The 18,903-nt window shown below is 48.8% G+C and carries 16 protein-coding genes; 8 read left to right on the top strand and 8 right to left on the bottom strand.

Translation table 11 applies throughout. The features are described 5' to 3' along the window. Positions 1-45 precede the first annotated feature (45 nt). Entirely contained in the window at positions 46-678 is a 633-nt protein-coding gene (locus tag ABWH99_RS19375) for a porin family protein (RefSeq protein ID WP_375583461.1), read from the top strand. Positions 679-804: 126 nt separating this feature from the next. On the opposite strand, the gene ABWH99_RS19370 is transcribed toward ABWH99_RS19375, so the two are convergent. Next, the gene (locus ABWH99_RS19370; RefSeq protein ID WP_375583460.1) at positions 805-1,368 is read right to left on the bottom strand and encodes a hypothetical protein; all 564 of its coding nucleotides are present in this window, start codon (positions 1,366-1,368) and stop codon (positions 805-807) included. Positions 1,369-2,111: 743 nt separating this feature from the next. Here ABWH99_RS19370 and ABWH99_RS19365 point away from each other — a divergent pair. Next, positions 2,112-2,744: a hypothetical protein gene (locus ABWH99_RS19365; RefSeq protein WP_375583459.1), complete on the top strand. Its 633-nt coding sequence runs from the start codon at positions 2,112-2,114 to the stop codon at positions 2,742-2,744. Between the two features lie 781 nt (positions 2,745-3,525). Here ABWH99_RS19365 and chrA read toward each other — a convergent pair. Further along, positions 3,526-4,734: a chromate efflux transporter gene (gene chrA / locus ABWH99_RS19360; RefSeq protein WP_375586601.1), complete on the bottom strand. Its 1,209-nt coding sequence runs from the start codon at positions 4,732-4,734 to the stop codon at positions 3,526-3,528. Positions 4,735-4,743: 9 nt separating this feature from the next. Next, positions 4,744-5,724 carry an isopenicillin N synthase family dioxygenase gene (locus ABWH99_RS19355; protein WP_375583458.1) on the bottom strand — a complete coding sequence of 327 codons (981 nt, stop codon included), beginning with the start codon at positions 5,722-5,724 and terminating at the stop codon, positions 4,744-4,746. Positions 5,725-5,801: 77 nt separating this feature from the next. Between ABWH99_RS19355 and ABWH99_RS19350 the strand changes: the two genes are divergently transcribed. Further along, a complete protein-coding gene (locus ABWH99_RS19350; RefSeq protein ID WP_375583457.1) occupies positions 5,802-6,560 on the top strand; it encodes a hypothetical protein in 759 nt (252 codons plus the stop codon). A gap of 10 nt (positions 6,561-6,570) precedes the next feature. Here ABWH99_RS19350 and recO read toward each other — a convergent pair whose 3' ends face one another. Together recO and ABWH99_RS19340 are read right to left on the bottom strand one after the other, a co-directional pair. Further along, on the bottom strand, positions 6,571-7,257 hold the full coding sequence (gene recO, locus ABWH99_RS19345) for a DNA repair protein RecO (protein ID WP_375583456.1): 687 nt from the start codon (positions 7,255-7,257) through the stop codon (positions 6,571-6,573). Between the two features lie 4 nt (positions 7,258-7,261). Further along, positions 7,262-7,846: a thymidine kinase gene (locus ABWH99_RS19340; RefSeq protein WP_375583455.1), complete on the bottom strand. Its 585-nt coding sequence runs from the start codon at positions 7,844-7,846 to the stop codon at positions 7,262-7,264. A 221-nt stretch (positions 7,847-8,067) separates the two neighbouring features. On the opposite strand from ABWH99_RS19340, the gene ABWH99_RS19335 reads away from it, so the two are divergent. Next, a complete protein-coding gene (locus tag ABWH99_RS19335) occupies positions 8,068-9,117 on the top strand; it encodes a hypothetical protein (RefSeq protein WP_375583454.1) in 1,050 nt (349 codons plus the stop codon). Positions 9,118-9,129: 12 nt separating this feature from the next. Then, entirely contained in the window at positions 9,130-9,864 is a 735-nt protein-coding gene (locus ABWH99_RS19330) for a 2'-5' RNA ligase family protein (protein ID WP_375583453.1), read from the top strand. On the opposite strand, the gene ABWH99_RS19325 is transcribed toward ABWH99_RS19330, so the two are convergent. Then, on the bottom strand, positions 9,836-11,698 hold the full coding sequence (locus tag ABWH99_RS19325) for a hypothetical protein (RefSeq protein ID WP_375583452.1): 1,863 nt from the start codon (positions 11,696-11,698) through the stop codon (positions 9,836-9,838). The two genes, ABWH99_RS19330 and ABWH99_RS19325, sit on opposite strands and share 29 nt — an antisense overlap. Positions 11,699-11,702: 4 nt before the next feature. Then, positions 11,703-12,794 (bottom strand): acyltransferase family protein, encoded by a 1,092-nt coding sequence (locus ABWH99_RS19320; RefSeq protein WP_375583451.1) that lies wholly within the window; start codon positions 12,792-12,794, stop codon positions 11,703-11,705. A 78-nt stretch (positions 12,795-12,872) separates the two neighbouring features. Between ABWH99_RS19320 and ABWH99_RS19315 the strand changes: the two genes are divergently transcribed. After that, positions 12,873-15,530, top strand: a complete 2,658-nt coding sequence (locus ABWH99_RS19315; RefSeq protein WP_375583450.1) for a family 20 glycosylhydrolase — start codon at positions 12,873-12,875, stop codon at positions 15,528-15,530. Positions 15,531-15,938: 408 nt separating this feature from the next. Here the strand turns inward: ABWH99_RS19315 and ABWH99_RS19310 are convergent, their stop codons facing one another. Beyond that, positions 15,939-16,289, bottom strand: coding sequence for a hypothetical protein (locus tag ABWH99_RS19310; RefSeq protein ID WP_375583449.1), 351 nt, complete (start codon positions 16,287-16,289; stop codon positions 15,939-15,941). A gap of 594 nt (positions 16,290-16,883) precedes the next feature. Between ABWH99_RS19310 and ABWH99_RS19305 the strand changes: the two genes are divergently transcribed. Beyond that, positions 16,884-17,411 (top strand): RNA polymerase sigma factor, encoded by a 528-nt coding sequence (locus ABWH99_RS19305; RefSeq protein WP_375583448.1) that lies wholly within the window; start codon positions 16,884-16,886, stop codon positions 17,409-17,411. Between the two features lie 485 nt (positions 17,412-17,896). After that, positions 17,897-18,901 (top strand): hypothetical protein, encoded by a 1,005-nt coding sequence (locus tag ABWH99_RS19300; RefSeq protein WP_375583447.1) that lies wholly within the window; start codon positions 17,897-17,899, stop codon positions 18,899-18,901. The last annotated feature ends 2 nt before the right edge of the window (positions 18,902-18,903 follow it).

Here is an 18,903-nt window from a genome sequence, read left to right as displayed (position 1 = left end):
ACGAGCAAAAAAATAATGACATTTTTATCATAAACTACTCTCATTATGAAATACAGAAACAGGATGGTTGCCCTTTTTGGCCTTGTACTTTTTTCGAGTGCTTTCTGGGACGGGTACGGACAGACCGGTATCCGGATAGGAATTACGGGTGGGGTTAATGCCGGTCAGCTAAAAAACAGTATTAACCTGACAGATAGGTTATGGAAGTACAATGTAGGGCTTGCATTTGCTAAACCGCTTTCAGGGAAGTTTTCCCTGGCAAGCGAACTGGTCTACAGCAAACAGGGTAGCAGCATAGACGGGTCTCAATCGAACAAATTACTTACCCATTTTGACTACATTGCGCTTCCTGTCATGGTTCGTTTCAGACCAGCTGGGAAAAATATTTTCCTTCAGACAGGTGGCAAGTTTGGGTATCTGCTAAAAGGTGAAAGGTTAAATACCAACAGTAGTTCTCCAAATGACATACCGCATCTCCGCCATTGGGATGCAGGAGCTTTAGCAGGTCTGGGATATCGATTGGGAACCCATATGGTGTTAGATGTCCGCTATTATCATGGACTGGCACCTTTGATTAAAGACCATTGGATATTGGATGGGGATTTAAATCCAATTTTTTATGGGGCCGACCGATTGGTTCACCGGGTGTGGTCGATGAATCTGACCTATTATCTCTGAGTACAAAATATCCCGCCCCTACAGGGCTAGCAAACCAATAGTGACTTTTCCACTTAGGTAGTTTTTGCTGCGCAAACGATTGGAGCTGTCAGCTGGGTTTCTGGCCCCATTATCAAATCCAACGATTTAGGAGCTACTTGTTTCACCACTATTCTCAACGTTGGTTTCAGCGTCTTTTAGTTTTCCAGTGGCTTTTGCCGCTGGAGAAGTAGCCGGTATTTCTCCGGGTTGATGGACGGTTATTTTTCGTAAAAGTGCTTTTCTTCTGCTCAAGGTGGCAACCACTACCAGCGCTAAAATTAGTACGAGAAAATACGTATCGGCTACTATCTTGAATAACTCCGGCTGTTTTGCCTTTGCGTAATCCATCACGATCAGCAGCACAGTTAATAGGGCTAAACTAAAAAATCCCACAAATTCCGCGTATGCTTTAGAAACCAGTTTCGCCTTTTTCCTTTTTATCCTGTCCGAGAATAAGTTGATCAAACCACTTGATAACGGTTGTATCAGGTGCCCGAGCAAATACCCGGAAAAAAGTAACACCAACCCGTTCTCCCTAACGCTATTCATGGGTATATCGTTTGTAATCAGGTAAAAGGAAATAGCAAGGCAGCCGGGTAGCAATCGGGCATACCAGTCAAACCAAATATCCGGAATTTTTTCCGTTAATTTCTCGATTGCTTCCTTCATGGGTTATGACTGTATGGTACAAATTTATCTGTGATATCTAGTGGAGTTTACTCAACATCTGCTTCGTATGCGTGGCGCTTCAAGCGTTACTTTAGTCCGTTTGCAGCTTACGCAACTTGTGGTGGAAATATTCCGTCCCAGTACATGCAAGCCATTCCGTTTGCAGCCCTTGTGCTCGTTACGCATATCGGTATACCATTCGAATATACTGAAATATCCAGATATTTAGTATCGGATTATCAATAAGCCGCTGGTTCACAACGCCCCTCACTACCAAATCTCTCGCGGAATGCGTAAACCCCATGATGGTATTAAACCCTTGCCTCCTAAAAACGTATTTCCTCACACATCTCAAAATGCTACGTAGGTCGACAGAGACATCGGTTGCCGGTAAATAGGAAATGGATTCGTAGTTTCACCTTGCCTCGATGGTAGGTCATTCATCCATTTCTACACGGCAAAAACGTATCGTGCTTTTCATCCGGAACGGCCGTTAGGCCCTGGAAGACTGCGTTCAACGCCCAACCTATTTGTGAAATTCGGTTGTTTAATCCCCGTGCGTACAACGGAGATCGGTTTGGATACGCACCGATCCGGTTGCCCCGGTGGCCCGCCGCCCTTTTTTGAAAACGGCGTGCATTGGTTTTTCCGATAGGTTCGTCCGTATTGCGCTTTTTGGTTTCTTTGCGTTGGCATATCCGAAAAGATTGGTGATATTTCGAAAAATAAAAAACGCCATCTCCATGCTACTACATCTGTACTACCTTTTTCTTTATGTGGTGCCGGCCATCACCGGCGCGCTGGTTGAGGAACAAAGCCCAGGGTTGATTTTTCGGGAGGATTGGAAGGAAATTCCCGCCGAAACGCCCGTTACCCCTGCGCACCTGACCCATCCGAATCTGGAACTTCACCTCTACGGGGCGGCAAAGGAGCAGCTGAAGAAAAGTAACCACCCGGAAATCCCCAACGACCCCTTTTACATCTGGTCAGGGACCTGCGAGGGAAACTGGGCAATGGCCCTTGCCTTGAAAAATGGTTCGGCCATGGACCTGACCGAAAACGGCAAGGTAATTTGGAAAAGCCGGCAGTCTGGTTTCCGGCAGTTGCGGGTGTTGGTACAACTCAAAGACGGCTCCTGGCTGGTAAGCGAGGAAGGCAGTGGTGAAAGTGCCGATTGGCGGGTGTCCACCTTCCATCTGGATGAAATTGGCTGGCGAAAATTGAACATGGAGCGGATTACGGAAGGCGCAAAAGTGACCGATCCGGATCTGAGCGCGGTACAAAAAATTGGACTGAGCGACCTGAGGACCGGTGGAGGAAGCCCGGCATCTTCCCGAGTGGATTGGCTGGAGGTGCACGGTGCCATCAGACAATGACTGCATTTTTTTTCCTATCGTTTCTCCCTTTTGCTGGTCTAAAAATACTTGTTTGTTCCAAAACCTTATTTCCTAATCGCGACACCAAGCCAATAGGTAAACCCATCCCTGCATCCGTTTATGTATTTTTTCCAATCCATTCTAGGTAAGGGCAGGATTCAAAGGGGACAAGACCATGTAGGTACCGGGGGGTATACTATTTCGTTTAGGTTCACAAGGTCGCAACTGGTTGCTATGCAATCAGTTAGTGGTATTTTTTGTGGAAAATACAGGGAGTAGTAACATTTAATTAAAAAAAATTTTATCTGTTTTTTTTGCTTTCAGCTGTGTTTTTATTATGTTTAAAAGAATTTGAACGTTTGGAAATCATCAATTCGACCAAATTTCAAAACATTATAGCTGTTAGTCAGTTTAAAATAAACCCAACTTGAAGGATCTTTACACGGTCCTTCTTTTTTTTGGTTAAAATTTAAACCTGATTTTGATAAAAAAATATAAAAAAGAGAAAAATTGGTTTAATTTTTAACCAGCGTACGTCAAAATGGGTAGTTTCGGGGAAAAAAGATTTTATTTGACCGGATCGCTGGCTTTTTACCGGCATTACCAGGAATTGGGTTCATTTGGAGGGGGGGGAAGAAAAAATTCACCGAATAATGGGTTGTATGTGCCTGTCCTGCAAGTGCCGAAATGTCTTTTCGGTCAATTTCGTAGCGGAAAAGGTTTTGGAAGCAAGGGAGGTTTGGTTTTTTTGTGTTTGAAGGGATGTCTTTGACCGGGCATGTCAACCCAAGCCATTTGTGATCCATTGGTACGAAATACCCGCAGCCACTCCAAGTACAACGATTAAAGGGGAGGGGATTTTCGTGAATTGAAGCAAGGCATAGGTGCCGATAATCGCGACAATGTTGAAAAGGTTGCTCTCCAGAGGCTCGAATAACAAGTAGGCTGCGGCAATCAACATGCCGCAACTCACAGCATTGATTCCCTCCAGGGCAGCCCGTACCCGGCGGTATTTTTTGAGGGCATCCCAGAACCGAATGACAAAAAATATCAGGAAGGTGCCTGGTAGAAAGATACCCGCGGCAGCGATCAGCCCACCCGTCACCAAACCGGGCACGCCCCATTCCCGCATGGAAAGGGCACCTATGTAGGAACTGATGCTAAATGTAGGACCGGGGATGCTTTGCGATATGGCATAGCCGGTCAGAAATTCTTCCGAACTTAAGTAGCTTTTGAATTCCACAAACTCGGTATACAGGTAAGGAACAAGGACCTGTCCTCCACCAAAAATCAGGCTGCCGTTTCGATAGAAGTTTTCAAAAAGCCTGACGGGCAACAGCCGGGTATAATGCCCCAAAACGGCAGCAGTCACCAGGACGGCCGCCCACAAGACAAAGTTACTCCAGGAGATGTTGAACGTCGACTCTTCCTCAATGACCGGCTGCTTGTTGTAATTATGTGTGGTAATCAGGCCGCCGATGACGAGCATGATTGGAAAAATAAAAGGTGAATTGTAGAAAAACGCTACAAAGGCTGCCATCATCATGAGGACGGCGGCTTCCACCGAATGAATCATTTTCTTTATCGTGATCTGGGCGGCGTACAGGATATAGCCAATGGCCATGGGCTGGATAAATTTCGCAAAACCCAACGCACCGTCGGTGTTGGCTTGCAAATGATCGATCAGCAGGGCCGTACCGATCATCAGACAAGTGGCTGGAAAAATCCAAACAAGTAGCGATAAATAGGCCAGGGAAGGCCCGCCGACCCGGAATCCAATTGCCGAAATCGTTTGTGTAGACGTCGGACCGGGAAGCACCAGGCAAAGGGCGTTTAATTCCAGCAGGTCTTTTTCCGAGAGGTAGCCTCGTTTGCGGACCATGGTATCAATCACCATGGCCAGGAAAACCTGAGGGCCACCGAACGCCGTTAAGGAAAGCACCAGTACATCCTTTAAAAAAATGTAAAAGCGTACCCTCCGTATGGTCATCATGGCCCGTTATTTTTTTAACCCCAATTCCTTTAAACGTTCTTCCAAAAATTCTCCGGCGGTACAGTCTTCAAATGCTTTCGGATGCGCATCGTCCACGCAATTATCCAGGCAGCTAAGGTTCATGCCGGACCGTGGATGCATGAAAAACGGAATGGAGTACCTGCTGCTATTCATTTTTTCCCGGGGAGGATTCACTACTCTATGAATCGTAGACTTTAGTTTTTTATTCGTTAGCCGTTCCAGCATGTCGCCTACATTGACTACCAACTGGTCCGGCAGGGCAGTGATGGGGATCCATTTCCCATCTCGCCGGAGTACTTGCAATCCATCGGCACTGGCGCCCATAAGCAGCGTTATAAGATTGATATCCCCGTGTTCGGCTGCTCTGACCGCATCGGCAGGTACTTCCTCCGGATTGGGTATGGGGAAGTAATGAATGGACCGAAGAATGGAATTGCCGTGACGTACCTTGTCGTCAAAATAGGATTCTTTCAATCCCAGGCTCAGTGCAATCGCTCGCAGCATCTGCCTGCCAGCTTCCTCGATTGCCTGGAATACCTGCAGCGAAACCTCTTTGAACGCAGGAACCTCTTTTGGCCAAACGTTTGCCGGATAATCCGCCTTTATGGGGTCGTCATTTGAGATCCAGTCCAGTTCCTGACCGACATGGTAAAACTCTTTTAAATCTCCGATATTTCTTCCTTTAGCGTGTTCTTTTCCTTTTCCGGTGTACCCTCGCTGAAATCCAATCTGAGGCCGTTCGTAGGCTGCTTTGACCTCCTCCGGTAAAGCAAAAAAGGCCTGAATGGCCCGGTAAAGTTCCTCCTGAAGAGAAGCATGCAAGCCATGATTTTTAATGGCTACAAAGCCAATGTTTTGGTAGGCCTCACTCAGCTTTTTCACAAACGCCTCCTTTTTTTTCGCATTTCCGGAAGTGAAATCGGCCAAATCCAAAGAAGGCACCTCGTCAAATAATAGTTCGCGCATTCGTCCGTAAGTTTGTTGCAAGGTAATTTTTTTTGGGTTAAAATTAAATACCTTTGTTTCCTTTTAAATCCGTTTCGATGACGCTTGTATCTCGTATTTCTATCGCCTTCTGCTGTCTGCTCCTGACGGTGTCCTGTGATTCTTCCGAAACAAAAAATGAATCCATCGTTCATTCGGAAACAACGGATAGCCTGACGGTTGAAAAACCGAATTGGAAATGGGAAGAAATCACCACCTCCGGTATGCCGGATGCGCTGCTAGACATGTATGCTCCCGCTGGAAACGAGAATTTTGATGAAGGGAAGGTCTCGTTTGCTTTCAACATACGCAATTATCCCCTTGGAAAGGGTCGGCCGCTGATGTTCGCTGTAAATGGCGCAACGGCCACAGCGCACGGTGTCCCCTCCTTTGGTATGCAGTTGGAAAAAGGGGCTTACCAGGTGGTTGCTTTCCTCTTGGATGAACGGGGGTTTGCATTGAAAGAATACGGTAACTTTTCAGAACGGTATTTTACGGTAGGGGGCGTAGAAGCCTTTTCGGAGAACAACCACCCTGCCCTCTACCTGCATTTGCCGGCAGATGAGCAGCGATTTGAAAGCGGAGAGCCGGTATACGTAGACTTTATCTACCTGGGGGGTGACCCGGTACTGGACGGTGTTTCCATTCAGGTAGAAATCGGAGCTTTCCGGCGAACGACCCAACAGGTTGCGGCCTTCGCCATTTCAGGCCTTCCAAAAGGAACCTTTGACTTGCAGGTGAGCCTGGTGGCAACGGATACCGGCAAGGCGATCCCTGGTAGATTTTCTTCCGTTTCCAGAAAAATCCAGGTGGATTGACAGGGGTCTGTTACCCTACCAAGGTCCGAAGGACCGCTAAAGATTTGATGTCGCCAAATCCATCGATATGAATCTTGTAAAAGAGAATCCAGTCGTCGGTCAGCCTTCGCTTGAGATGGCCTGGGAGCGAAGCGGCCACCGATTCGCTGTCTTCTAACAGTCGATTCAGGAACTGGGTTTTCTCCCCTTGCCACCGACTATCCGGGTCGACCGGTAGCTGCAGGTAAAACTCTCCGGCATCTTCGGGTTCAAACCCCAGGTAGCGGGAAGTACGAATGAGAAAGCGGAGGATAAAAAGTCCCGGTTGGAACGTGGGACCGTCAAGTTCCAGAATGCTCTCGAAGAAATAGTCAAAAAGCTGCTCGTTCTGGTAATTATCGACCACCACCTTCCCCAAAATCTCACCCATAAACATGCCGATACCGGAACGGTAAAAGTCAAAGGGGATGCGTTGAAAGGCCCGTGCCAGTTTTGCTTCCGAAATCCGGTTGATCGAGGCGGTTTCTCTATCGTAGACGACCAGATCCAGCAGCGTTAATGGCTGAAAATGCGCCATTTTTGTTTTTGAACGCGCACTTCGGACGCCGTTTACCAAATACGTCTTCAGGCCCATGTCCCGGGTGAAAATCCTTACGATGATGGACGTTTCCCGGTATTTGATATAACTGATGACAATACCGCTTGTTTTTCGGAGCATAGCGCTAGTGTTTGTCTTCGTAAAAGCAGCGACGACAACGGGCTTCGTAGCTTTCTTTCTGTCCCAACATTACCTTTGATGTTTCTCCAGACAGTCGGTAACTGAATGCCGCCAGGTCTCCGCATTTCATGCAGATGGCATGCACCTTGGTGACGTATTCGGCGATGGCCATTAACTGAGGCATGGGTTCGAATGGTTTGCCCTCAAAATCCATATCCAGGCCCGCTACAATCACCCGTATGCCTGAGGCGGCCAGCTTTTCGGCGACGACGACAATTTGGCTGTCAAAAAATTGCACCTCGTCGATGCCTACCACATCGCAGTTTCCCGTCATTAGCAAAATATCATCGGCAAATTGCACCGGGGTGGAGCGAATGACGGTATCGTTGTGTGATACCACGTTTGTTGCATGGTACCGTTGGTCGATGGTTGGTTTAAAAATTTCCACGTTTTGCCGGGCGATCAGGGCGCGGTTTAGTCGGCGGATCAATTCTTCTGTTTTGCCGGAAAACATGGAACCGCAGATCACTTCCACCTGTCCCTTGCGGCCGGTTTGGTGGTGGTTTCCTAAGGAGGTTTCAATAAACATGGTGTAAAAATAGTCGTAAACCGGTTTACTGCCCAAATGAACACTAAAATCCCTTCCGTAATTCTTCGAAATTTTAATTTAGGTAAAATATTATAGGTTTTCTCTGTTTGTTTCCTACAATTTGCGGGGCATTCCAATAGCGCATTAAGCCCTGTGTTCGTTGTATAAAAGAGAAAATGCCTACCTTTACCCGTACTTTTAATCGAATTAAGACAAGTCAAATGCCAAAGCAACACCGTTTACATCATGCGTATGCAACCCATTATTCTGCGGAATTCGCCGGGAAGGTTTGCAGGGAATTTTTTGAAGCCAAGGAAACCATCTGCGGATCGGAAATCGTAGAACTGAGCCCTTGCAAGCAGCTCAACCTGATGATCATCAAAAGTCTTTTTGAAAGTTGGCAAGAGCAGCTTGAACAGCTCTCTGGAGTTCCCTTTTTTGACTATACGGACGAGGCCGTACAAGCAGCCCTTCAGGAATTTATGAACAGCCTCTCACAGGCTATTAAAATCCGAAGGGCAGATTTTGAGCCCTTATTGGCCCATTCCGTGGAAAAGACGCTACAGCTTGCAGTGGAACCCAAACTATTCATGGAGCGCGAGATAGCTGCGTTGATGCAAAAATCGCCCCCGGATTTTTCCTCCCTACGAAAATACATCAAATGGCATGCGGATGCATGGAGGCCTGTTGTGGACCTGCTCTCCGATTCTCCCGAAAGTACTTCCTGGAAGGAACTCCTGTACCAGGGTTTTGCCCATCCGGAAAACCTGCTTTCGGTGGGTGATTTGCTTGCTCCCCTTCACGAAACCCTACGGATTAATCTGGATGAGTTAATGCTCCGACCGGAAATCCAGGATGCCGACAGCTCCGCTGGTTCGGCGGTTCGCTCCGTACCAGAGAAGCCGGGGGAAGAGCAGGCGAGTTCCGGCCGGGGAGCGGAAGAGGAGGCGGATCCTTCCGACGCCTTCATTGACCCGGCGCTGGCCTGGGCACGGTTTGAATCCGAGGAGCATGCGTACATGAAGGGGAGCATAGGCCATTTGAGAGAGGGAATGGGAATCAATCAGCGGATCATGTTTACCAAGCGGCTTTTTCAGGGAAACCAGGACCTGTTGGACCAGGCTCTGGAGGAATTGGATCGGACAGAGAGCTTTTTTGATGCGGTAAGCCTGCTGAATGCCAGTTTTGTCGGTACGCTGAAATGGGACGTACAATCCGATGAAGTGCAGGAATTGCTTCAATTGATCTTTCGGAAATTTGACGGAGACTAAAGGTGGGAGAAGATGGATCTGAAAGCACACTACCGCCGCCTGCACGGGGAAGCACTGAACCGGATCAGGCAGGAAGGATTTTCGTTTGATCCTCTCCTGCTGGATCCGACAGATACAAGAAAAGGGCTCACGCTATTATTGCGGCCGAATACCAACCTGCTGCGGTCTTTCTCAGGGTTCGTGGAGGCGGTACAGCGCCTGGCCCCCGGGCATCATGGCTACCCGCCATCAGACATGCACGTGACCCTCATGCCGCTGGTGTCCTGCTACCCGGAGTTTCGTCTGGGCGCGGTCGATCTTCCGGCCTATATCGAACGGATTGAAGAGTCCCTCCGAGACATCCCCCCCATACAGATCGAATTTAAGGGTGTATTCGCCTCCTCCTCCTGTTTGATGATTCAGGGGTATCCGCTAGACGCCTATCTGGAGGAGAGCAGGGAGCATCTGCGAAGACTGTTCAAACACTCCGGTCTGGAGCAATCTCTGGACCAACGGTACCGTTTGGTGACCGCGCATTGCACCCTGATACGTTTTCAAAAGCCCGTTTCGAGAACACAAACTACAGATGTTTTGGCGCTCCTGGATCACTATCGGGATCATTTTTTCGGTTGCCAGCATTTTGAGCAGGTCGAGTTTGTGTGCAACGATTGGTACCAACGCCAAAAAAACGTAACCCTCATCCAAACGTTTTCCCTGTCGGGGAAAAGGCCCGATCAAATCAGGGGCGAATACCAACCCGGTCGATAAAAAACCGCGCCATCGGTACTTTTTCATCGGCACCGGGCAGGGGAGGGACCGGGTCTTCGTTTGGCGTTTTTCTACCGGGCAGGTTCCGGTAGGGGCCAGTTCGGAAAGACAGCCGTTCAATAGACTTTACGGCCACTGTCAGGGGAATGTGGTCGGCAATGGTCTCCCCATTCCAAGCAAGTGAAAAATGCCCTTCGGGTCTCGCCACCACCTGGAGGCTCAGGTGCTGCCAGGTACCCGCTTCCACCCTTCCCAGTATCTTCCTTTCGTGGCCCGACCAGTAGCTGAGATTCCGTTCTTCGTCCAAAGTGATTCTCACGGGACGGTTGCCATACCGATCGGTGATGTCCATTTCCAGTCGGCCATTTTCACCGCTGGAAGCCATGAATTCCCATTCCAGGGCAACCTCCTGGCCTTCTTTAAAAACTCGGATGGCTCTGGCATAATCGTAGGGATCTTCGTCCGCAAGCTCCAGCACCATTCCCTCGCCAGAAGGGGAAGGGACTACCTGTACCGGTGCCCAAAGGGGTGCATAGATGTTCCAATCCGGAATGGAACCCTTGGCATGCAGGGCATCAAAGTCCTCAAAAATGGGTCCATCGACTGCATACCGTATGGGAGTGGGAACCCGGCTGACCCACATGTCCTCCTTGTTCATGCTGTAGGTTAGCCACATGTCTTTTCCCGGAGGGTTTCCGTTTCCGGCCACGATCCCGCGGACATAACAAGGGCCGAAATCTTTCCATCTCCCGTAAAACCGGCGGGGAGGGACCTCTCCTTGAACCAGTACCATGTCATCGAAAATAACTCCGTCATCGGAACCGATCACGATCAGTGGATACCGGTATTCATCGATGTCAATGGGATTGTACACCAAGGCATAGCGCTCGTCAGCGGTCTGCTGCGCCCAGACCTTGCCTCCGGCCATGGTGAGCGTGGGAACTTTCACGGAAGGACTAAAGGATCGGCCCTTATCTTCGGAAATAGCGACCATCGAACGCTTCCAAAAGCCGATCGTTTTTCCGTCCTTCCGTGTATAATACGAAAAAGCAGAACCGCCACGCTCTCCGGTATAGAACCCGTCCAGTCCATTGTCTTCGTCTCTCCACTGCAGGGTGATCAGGGTGTTTTCCAACAATTCTTCACAGGCACGAATGAATTCGGGATCGGGAGATGTTGTAAAAAAGGGAAAGGCCGTGTTGCTTTCGTTCCAATCGGTGTGGCTGCTGTACCGTATAAAGTAGATGGGGCCAAAGCTTCCGTCTTTTTTTATTTCGCGGACAACCCGACCAATACCACCTGCTTCGAAAGGGTCTTCTGAATGACCATAGAAGGCCAGGCTGAGTAGTTTACCGCCGCTGCTCACATAGAATCCCATCCGCTGGTGCATCATGTATCCCTCGTAGCCTTCGGGTATCTGCACGCCCTCCGGTGCAGGGTAGGGCGGAAAAAGCACGATAGGTTTGGACCAGTGTCGCCCATCATCCGACCGTATCAACAGGGTTTGTCCGGGGGATATGTGCTCGTCCACGGGATTGCTCAAGTACTGTTGGAAAAACGTACCCTCCCAATAGGCCAGGTTGGATGCATGGCTGTAGGTCCAGCCAAAGCCATCGGCCAGTTCCGGTTGGCTGCGGTTTACCCGCAGGGTTTGCCTGCTTTCTACCCCGACGGCGTACCGAAGCCTCCCTTCGTGCACATCTGGATCAATGCTATTCCCGCCAATATAGCGGACCGGTTCATGTACGCTACCCGTTTGGGCCAAAGAAGTCGTCAAAAAACCAAAAAGACCGACGAAAACGAGAAGGCAGCGTACGAGTGGGTAGGAGGTCATGGTGCTATAATTTGATGAATATGTTTCGTTGATACAGCAGGTAGGCAGGGATAAAGTTGATACCTACGAAAAGCAGGGCATAGACCATACTGGAAAATTTCAGAGGTAATCCGATGCTGGAAAAGGCAGTCAGAAAATGGATGTTTAGCGATTCTCCCCCAATCTCCCATCCGTAAAATACCAGGGAGAGGACATCCGCCAGTACATAAACGGTAATGGCATTGGCTCCGAAAATAATGCCGATACGGGTACCTTTTTGTTTCCCCAAAATGTCTACCAGAAAATAACAGGCGCCAAGTGCCAAAAACGCCGCTCCGCCGGTTACCAAGGTAAAGGAACTGGTCCAGAGGTGTTTATTGATTGGGAAGACCTGGGCCCATAGCAATCCCAGCAGGATCAGCGGCAAACCCAGCGCCATCAGGTAATTGGCTTTCAGCTGTTGGGTTTTATCGGAAAGCAGGATACGCCCTGCCAACATTCCCAAAATGCCCGTAACGACTGCGGGAAAGGTGCTGAATAGACCTTCCGGATCCCAGGTGCCCTCCCACATTTTCCCGGGAAGCAGGATACGGTCGATCCATGCGGCCAGGTTTCGTCCGGGTTCCAGCATCACAACTCCCTCATCCGGCGTGGGGATCAGGGTCATGGCAAGCCAGTAGCCGAGGAGAATACTACCGGCCAGGTAGGCTTGCTTTTTCCAGTCGCTGTTTAAAAAAAGAAGGGCACATGCCAGAAAGACGATAGCGATTCGCTGCAGCACGCCAGCGATACGCATGTCTGAAAAGTCAAAGGTAGGAATCAGGTTCAGAAAGATACCCACGAGGAAAATTTTAAGGGAACGGGTCAGTATTTTTTTGTACATTTCCCCCTTGGGAAAGCCAGCCTCGAGTCGTTTGGAATAGGCAAAAGCAATGGAAACCCCGACGATAAACAGGAAAAAGGGATAGATAAAATCAGTCATCGTCAGGCCATTCCAGGATGCGTGCAAGAGGGGAGGGTAGACCTGGTCCCAGGTACCGGGATAGTTGACCAGGATCATGGCTGCGATGGTAAATCCTCTCAACGCATCCAGAGAGATCAATCGGGCTGGCTTCATAAAATTAATTTAGGTTCGTTTAATAGTCAATTTAATACCATTTGCGGTAATAATAAGGCTATTTAAATCTTTTGAATTATGAATAAATCCGCACCTTCCTTTTTGCTACTGGTTCTAAGTCTTTTGTTTGTGGCCTGCGAGTCGTCGCCTTCCTGGCAGCAAACCGTGGATCAGCTTCACCTGGAATGGGAGTTGGTGAGCAATTTTACCGGTGAGGAGGGGCAGTTTAAGGCTCGTTTTCTCTTTGAAAACAAGGGAGACGAGCCGCTGGAAGACGAAGGCTGGGCCTTGTTTTTCAATATGTCTCCGCGAACGATCCTAAACAGTACACAGGCAACCATTACTCATCTCAACGGTGATTGGTACGAACTCCGTCCGGATAAGGGTTTTTTTCTTGGTCCTGGCGAGCAGTTGGAAATTGCCTACACGGGCGTCGAGGGTGTGATAAAGGAAACGGACGCTCCGATGGGGCTATACATGGTCTTTTACGGCCCGGATCAGCAAGAGCTAGCTACCGTTCCGGTGGACCATTGGAAAGTCCGGCCCTTTGTGCGTGAGGAGCAGCTTTTGCGTGGTGGCGCAGACGAGGAGGAACCGTTCAGTCCCGCCCGGCTATATGCCGAGAACGCCCGCCTGCGTCAGGTAGACGAGTCGGATTTGTTGCCCATCATCCCCAGTCCCTATCGTATGGAAAAGCGAAACGGAACATTTTCGATCGATCCATCTATGACCATTGCGTATCAGGAAGGATTGGAAAACGAGGCCGCTTACCTCAAGGAAAAGATCAGAAGTCTGACTGGCCTGGATCTTGGAAGCAATGCCGAAGCGGCAGGGGGGGCGGCTATTCGGCTTTCGCTCTCGAATATACGCGTGGATGGAAAACAGCAGGAAGCGTACCGCCTGGAGGTGGACGAATCGGGTGTTTCCATCAGTGGGGGCGATGCTGCGGGCGTTTTTTACGGTGTGCAGAGTTTGCTCTCCCTGCTGGGACCGGATATTTACCTTGGAGAGGATGCACCCTTGGAAGTACCTTTTGTCTACATAGAAGACGCTCCCCGCTTTCGGTTTAGGAGCTTGCATGTGGACGTGGCCAGAAATTTTCAAACCAAAGAGACCATCAAAAAGGCATTGGACATGATGGCCCACTACAAACTGAATCATTTTCTTTTTTACACCTCCGAAGACGAGGGCTGGCGGGTAGAAATCCCCGGACTACCGGAGTTATCCGAAGTGGGCGGGCAGCGTCAGCACGTGGAAGGAATGGCCGCTCCTGCGCTCCACCCCGGGTACGGTTCGGGTCCCGAGGCTTATGCAGAAGGCAGTCACGGGAGTGGCTTCTATAGCCGGGAGGAATTCATCGACATACTTAGGTATGCGAGGGAACGTCACATCACCATTATTCCGGAGCTCAATTTTCCAGGACATGCCCGGGCGGCCATTAAGTCCATGGAAGCCAGGTACCATAAGTTTATGAAGGCCGGTGATAGGGTGGCTGCCGAAGAGTACCGCCTGATCGACCCGGAGGACCGCTCGAAGTACCTGTCTGCACAAGCCTACAAGGACAACGTGGTCAGTGTCGTAAGGGAATCCACCTACCGTTTCTATGAAAAAGTGGTGGATGAATTGGCCTTGATGTACCGGGAGGCAGGGCTGGAGCTGAAAAAAATGCACGCGGGCGGAGATGAAGTACCGGTCGGCTCCTGGACCGAATCTCCTATGGTTGCCGAACTGCTGGAAGAATCTCCCGGCGATTCCCCCTCGGCAGCCTTGTTGCTGGAAAACCTACCGGATATACAGGACATGAAAAACCTGCAGGCCTTCTTTTTCCGTGAGCTTCTGAAGCGTCTGGAAAAGCGTGGCTTGGAGGTACACGTTTGGGAGGAAATGACCTTGATGAAAGATGAATCAGGCGCCTACCGGCCCAATCCCGAATTCGTAGGTCGAAACGTGATTCCCTACATCTGGAACAACATGTTTGATTATCCGGACCTGGGTTACCAATTGGCCAATCAGGGGTACGAAGTGGTGCTATGCAATGTGTCTAATTTTTACTTCGACCTGGCCTATTCAAACGATCCCACCGAGCCGGGCTTGTATTGGGCGGGATTTGTAGATACCAAAGATGCCTGGACCTTTGCTCCGTTCGATTGGTTTAAAACCACCTATACCAGCGGCATGGGGAGGACGATTGATCGGGAAAAAGAATTTGAAAACATGGTCCGCATCCATCCGGAGGCAAAAGAAAATATCATGGGATTGGAGGCACAACTTTGGTCGGAAACCGTCAAGGGGGAAAAGATGGCCGAGTACTATATTTTTCCCAAACTGCTCGGTTTTGCCGAGAGTTCCTGGGCAAAGGAACGGGATTGGGAAAAGGAAACCGATCTTGGGGAAATGGATGAAGCCATAGCACAAGGATGGAATCGCTTTGCCAATACCCTGGCCCAACGAGAGTATCCCAAACTGGCCCGCTGGAACGGGGGATATAATTACCGGATCGCACCTCCCGGCGTGAGGGTAGAAAATGATAGCCTGTATGCAAACGTAAATTTTCCCGGACTTGAACTTCGCTATACTACCGACGGGACCGAACCAACCCCGGCTTCTCAGCGCTACGAATCTCCCCTACCGCTAAAAGGTGCCGTACGAATCCGGGCTTTTGATGCTACCGGAAGGGGAAGTAATACCGTGACGGCGGATACGCGGTCAGCAGTGGTTTCAAGAGCGGGCCAATAGGAGAACGATTGCCCCTGGGTCAGACAAAAAGGTCCTTTTGGTTGGAGGCTTTGGGGAGAGAAAAATGCTTTTGGTGTAGATATTCGACCCTTTAAGTTGCGATTGACCGGGTCCCGCTGTTCTCGCTTGGGGGCAAAATCACCCCAAGCACAAAAAAATAACCCGGTATTTTTTGGTAGTCTGTACGCACGGCGGGGCGGGTGATTTTCCATTTTTTACACCTTACGCATACGCAGATGGCGCTTTTTTTCGCCCCGGTTGTTGGCAGGAAACCGCTTCCATAGGACCCGTTGCAGTGGCTTTCGCTCGTTTTGGTTCGATTGCTTTCCGATCAGCCTGGAAACTCGATGGGATTGATTGACCGCATCGTCTACGCGATCCTATTTGGTATCGTTTTTCGCGTTCCCCTTATTGGTTTGCTGAACGCAGGCCTTTTTGTTTTGCCACTAAGGTTTGGTACCCCTTCGGATCGTGGCTTTGTATCTGCTCCACCGTTTCTTTTAGCCTCACGCTTAATTCTTCGGAAAACAGATCGTCTTCGTCCGCCGCCTCGTCGAGGATCTCCCGCCAACGCCGCTGCACTTCTGGATCCGATGGATTGGCCTGAAGCTCGTTGATCAGCTCGTGATCTGCGATTCGGGAGAGTTTAGACTGTAACCATCCATAGGTGTTTTCCAGTCGTTCTTTCACGTGCACGTTGCCGGATTCCCAATTCAGGTAGTGCAGGAAAATTGATAAATTTGTTGGAATCGTTTTCATTGTTGACAGTATGTTTTCGCCACCCTTTCTTTTCCTTTTAGCGGAAAGGAAACGGGGAATAATTATTATTACCTAAGGCTGGTCAAAAAGCGATCCAAAAAACATCCGGATCAATAAATTTCTGTAGACGGATTCACCGATTTATAAGTTGTTTGTGGAATAAAGCAGCGGCTCGAAAAGCCCCTCCTGAGTGCCTGACAGGTCGGTGATCCTTGTGGGGCTTGTTCCGGGTGCCTCAAAGCCAGGAAATACTCCCTTCAGGATGGTCCTTCGGTTGACGTTTTTTGTGAAAAAACCGTATTTTTTTGCGAGTGGCCCGATATGCACGAAAAATTAACACTATTTTAATGAGAAGCGGATTTTAACGTGGTATTATCAATCATTCGGCTAATCTTTTGTTATGAATTTGTTAAATACTTCATTTCCAATCCTTAATGAACTTGTTAAATTCGCAAATTGAAGATTTATATACGTGATTTGCGCAGAAAATTTGGGTTTAAAGCTTCATATTCATAAAAAAATAAAGGGAGCCTTTCCATTTCCGAGGTGAAAGGAGGGTTCCGGACGGCGTATACCAACTTAACGAACAAGGATATGGAACAACCTGACAAAAATTTGCTGGATGGTTTTCGAAATGGAGACCGCAAGGCCTTCGAAAAGATTTACCAATATTACCGTATTCCGGTAATCCGTTTCAGTGTTTCCATTATCAAGGATGAGCAAGAGGCGGAAAACATCTACCACGAGGTATTTATGAAAATCCTCAAGCGGAGGACCAAAATTCGACCGGAATTGAATTTCAATTCGTACGTATTCACTTCCGTAAAAAACGAAATCTTCGATTACTTAAAGGCCCTCAACAAGAACAACCACCTGAAGGAACGGTTTTGGGAACGCATTCATCAGGAGACGGATGAGTGCGAACAGGTGAAGGAGGCGCAGTTGACGAAAATGGAACGCATCATCGAAGGTTTATCGCCAAAGCGGCGAAAGATTTTGGAGATGAACTATTTTGAAAAGAAGTCCTACAATGAAATTGCAGATATTTTAATGATTTCAAAAAACACAGTGAAGAACCAATTGGTTAAGGCCAAGTTTATCCTTCGAAAAGAGATGGAGTAAATTCGTGGAGCAAGTGATTTTTTGACTCCGGCAGCTGATTCGTAAGGAAAGATGCTTGTTTTTCTCTGGTAAACGAGCCAATTCTTAGGTAGCGAATGGCCTTCCGTAGGGGCGCAGTCGGATGCATTTGGAGAAATTTGAACCGGGGCTTTTGCAATCAAGCCCTGGACGTACGGACTACCCTTTCGATTTTTTTCACCCCATGTGAGTAAGGGCGGGTCGTTATTCGTATCGGAGCAATCACCGAGAGGCGTACAGGTACCATCGGTGAAGCGGTCAGCTTACGTCCGCTTAATATGCTGCATGCCAGACTGAAATATCGTATTGTTATTTTCTATGAAAAGAGGAGGAAAAGGTAGGTGCTTGGCCTCGCTGGTGTTATCGGGGTATGTTTTAATCAGCCAAAGTAAAAAAAGAAAGCAACTGGAGGGGATTTTTCCAGATTTTTTCAGTAGTAAATAAGAACCGTTTAACAGCAAGCCACCATGAAATACCTTTTACTAACGTCTGTACTCATCTCACTAAGCCTTTTCGCCGGCCTTGCCCAAGAAATCCCTTCGGTGGATGCGGTGAAAATCTGGGATCGTGCTCCTCACAATGCCTTTCCAGATATGATTAGGTACCGTGGGGAATTTTACATCGCTCTCCGCGAGGGAAACGATCACATGCCGGACAATAGCGGCGCAATTAGAATTATAAAATCCAAAGACGGCAAGAACTGGCAACCTGTAGGCCTGCTGGAAAAGCGGGATATGGATGTGCGAGAGGCCCGTTTGTCCATTACTCCGGACGGCCGTATTATGGTTTTGACGGCTGTAGGCGTGTACGAAAAGGGGTATACCACACTGTATCCAATGGTTTCGTTTTCGGATTCCCATGGAGAGAATTTTACAGCCCTGCAAAAGGTAACCGTGGACCTGCCATCCTCATTGGACTGGATATGGAGCCTTACCTGGCATAAGGGTACCGGCTATGGAATCCTCTACCAGATCAAACCCTCGGGTTGGGAAGTACATTTGCTTGAGACCAGTGACGGCATACACTTTGACCATCTTTCCCAATTGCCCATTGACGGCAACCCGAATGAAGCGACAATTCGTTTCGATAACAAGGGGAAAATGTTTGTATTGGTTCGGAGAGAAGCCGGCGATAGAATGGGGGTTCTTGCAAAAAGCGATTATCCCTACGTCGACTGGACGACTTCCAAACTTACCAAGCGACTGGGAGGGCCTAATTTTCTTTTTTTGAATATGTCTACCCTTGTTATCGGAAGTCGGGAATACCGGGACACAGGCTCTAAAACGGCAATCCACATCACGGATGTAGACGGGACGATTAAAAGAACCATCGAATTATCAAGTGGAGGGGATACCAGCTACCCCGGAATGGTTTTCTACAAAAAAAATCTTTGGATTGCCTACTATTCCAGTCACCGGGGCAAAACGAGTATTTACCTCTCCAAAATCCCGATGAACGCACTAAAAAAATAAAT

The sequence above is a fragment of the Cyclobacterium xiamenense genome, assembly GCF_042140265.1.
In the GTDB taxonomy this organism is placed as follows: domain Bacteria; phylum Bacteroidota; class Bacteroidia; order Cytophagales; family Cyclobacteriaceae; genus Cyclobacterium; species Cyclobacterium xiamenense_A.
The sequence above is the reverse complement of the archived record's forward strand: the minus strand, read 5'-3'. Positions and strand labels throughout refer to the sequence as shown.

What these genes read in the sequence shown, in the direction of transcription:
- ABWH99_RS19310 (WP_375583449.1), bottom strand. Translation starts at nt 16,289, where the DNA reads ATGAAAACGATTCCAACAAATTTATCAATTTTCCTGCACTACCTGAAT.
- ABWH99_RS19335 (WP_375583454.1), top strand. Translation starts at nt 8,068, where the DNA reads ATGCCAAAGCAACACCGTTTACATCATGCGTATGCAACCCATTATTCT.
- ABWH99_RS19370 (WP_375583460.1), bottom strand. Translation starts at nt 1,368, where the DNA reads ATGAAGGAAGCAATCGAGAAATTAACGGAAAAAATTCCGGATATTTGG.
- ABWH99_RS19305 (WP_375583448.1), top strand. Translation starts at nt 16,884, where the DNA reads ATGGAACAACCTGACAAAAATTTGCTGGATGGTTTTCGAAATGGAGAC.
- ABWH99_RS19350 (WP_375583457.1), top strand. Translation starts at nt 5,802, where the DNA reads ATGACGCTTGTATCTCGTATTTCTATCGCCTTCTGCTGTCTGCTCCTG.
- ABWH99_RS19375 (WP_375583461.1), top strand. Translation starts at nt 46, where the DNA reads ATGAAATACAGAAACAGGATGGTTGCCCTTTTTGGCCTTGTACTTTTT.
- ABWH99_RS19365 (WP_375583459.1), top strand. Translation starts at nt 2,112, where the DNA reads ATGCTACTACATCTGTACTACCTTTTTCTTTATGTGGTGCCGGCCATC.
- ABWH99_RS19325 (WP_375583452.1), bottom strand. Translation starts at nt 11,698, where the DNA reads ATGACCTCCTACCCACTCGTACGCTGCCTTCTCGTTTTCGTCGGTCTT.
- ABWH99_RS19330 (WP_375583453.1), top strand. Translation starts at nt 9,130, where the DNA reads ATGGATCTGAAAGCACACTACCGCCGCCTGCACGGGGAAGCACTGAAC.
- recO (WP_375583456.1), bottom strand. Translation starts at nt 7,257, where the DNA reads ATGCTCCGAAAAACAAGCGGTATTGTCATCAGTTATATCAAATACCGG.
- chrA (WP_375586601.1), bottom strand. Translation starts at nt 4,734, where the DNA reads ATGACCATACGGAGGGTACGCTTTTACATTTTTTTAAAGGATGTACTG.
- ABWH99_RS19340 (WP_375583455.1), bottom strand. Translation starts at nt 7,846, where the DNA reads ATGTTTATTGAAACCTCCTTAGGAAACCACCACCAAACCGGCCGCAAG.
- ABWH99_RS19320 (WP_375583451.1), bottom strand. Translation starts at nt 12,794, where the DNA reads ATGAAGCCAGCCCGATTGATCTCTCTGGATGCGTTGAGAGGATTTACC.
- ABWH99_RS19355 (WP_375583458.1), bottom strand. Translation starts at nt 5,724, where the DNA reads ATGCGCGAACTATTATTTGACGAGGTGCCTTCTTTGGATTTGGCCGAT.
- ABWH99_RS19300 (WP_375583447.1), top strand. Translation starts at nt 17,897, where the DNA reads ATGAAATACCTTTTACTAACGTCTGTACTCATCTCACTAAGCCTTTTC.
- ABWH99_RS19315 (WP_375583450.1), top strand. Translation starts at nt 12,873, where the DNA reads ATGAATAAATCCGCACCTTCCTTTTTGCTACTGGTTCTAAGTCTTTTG.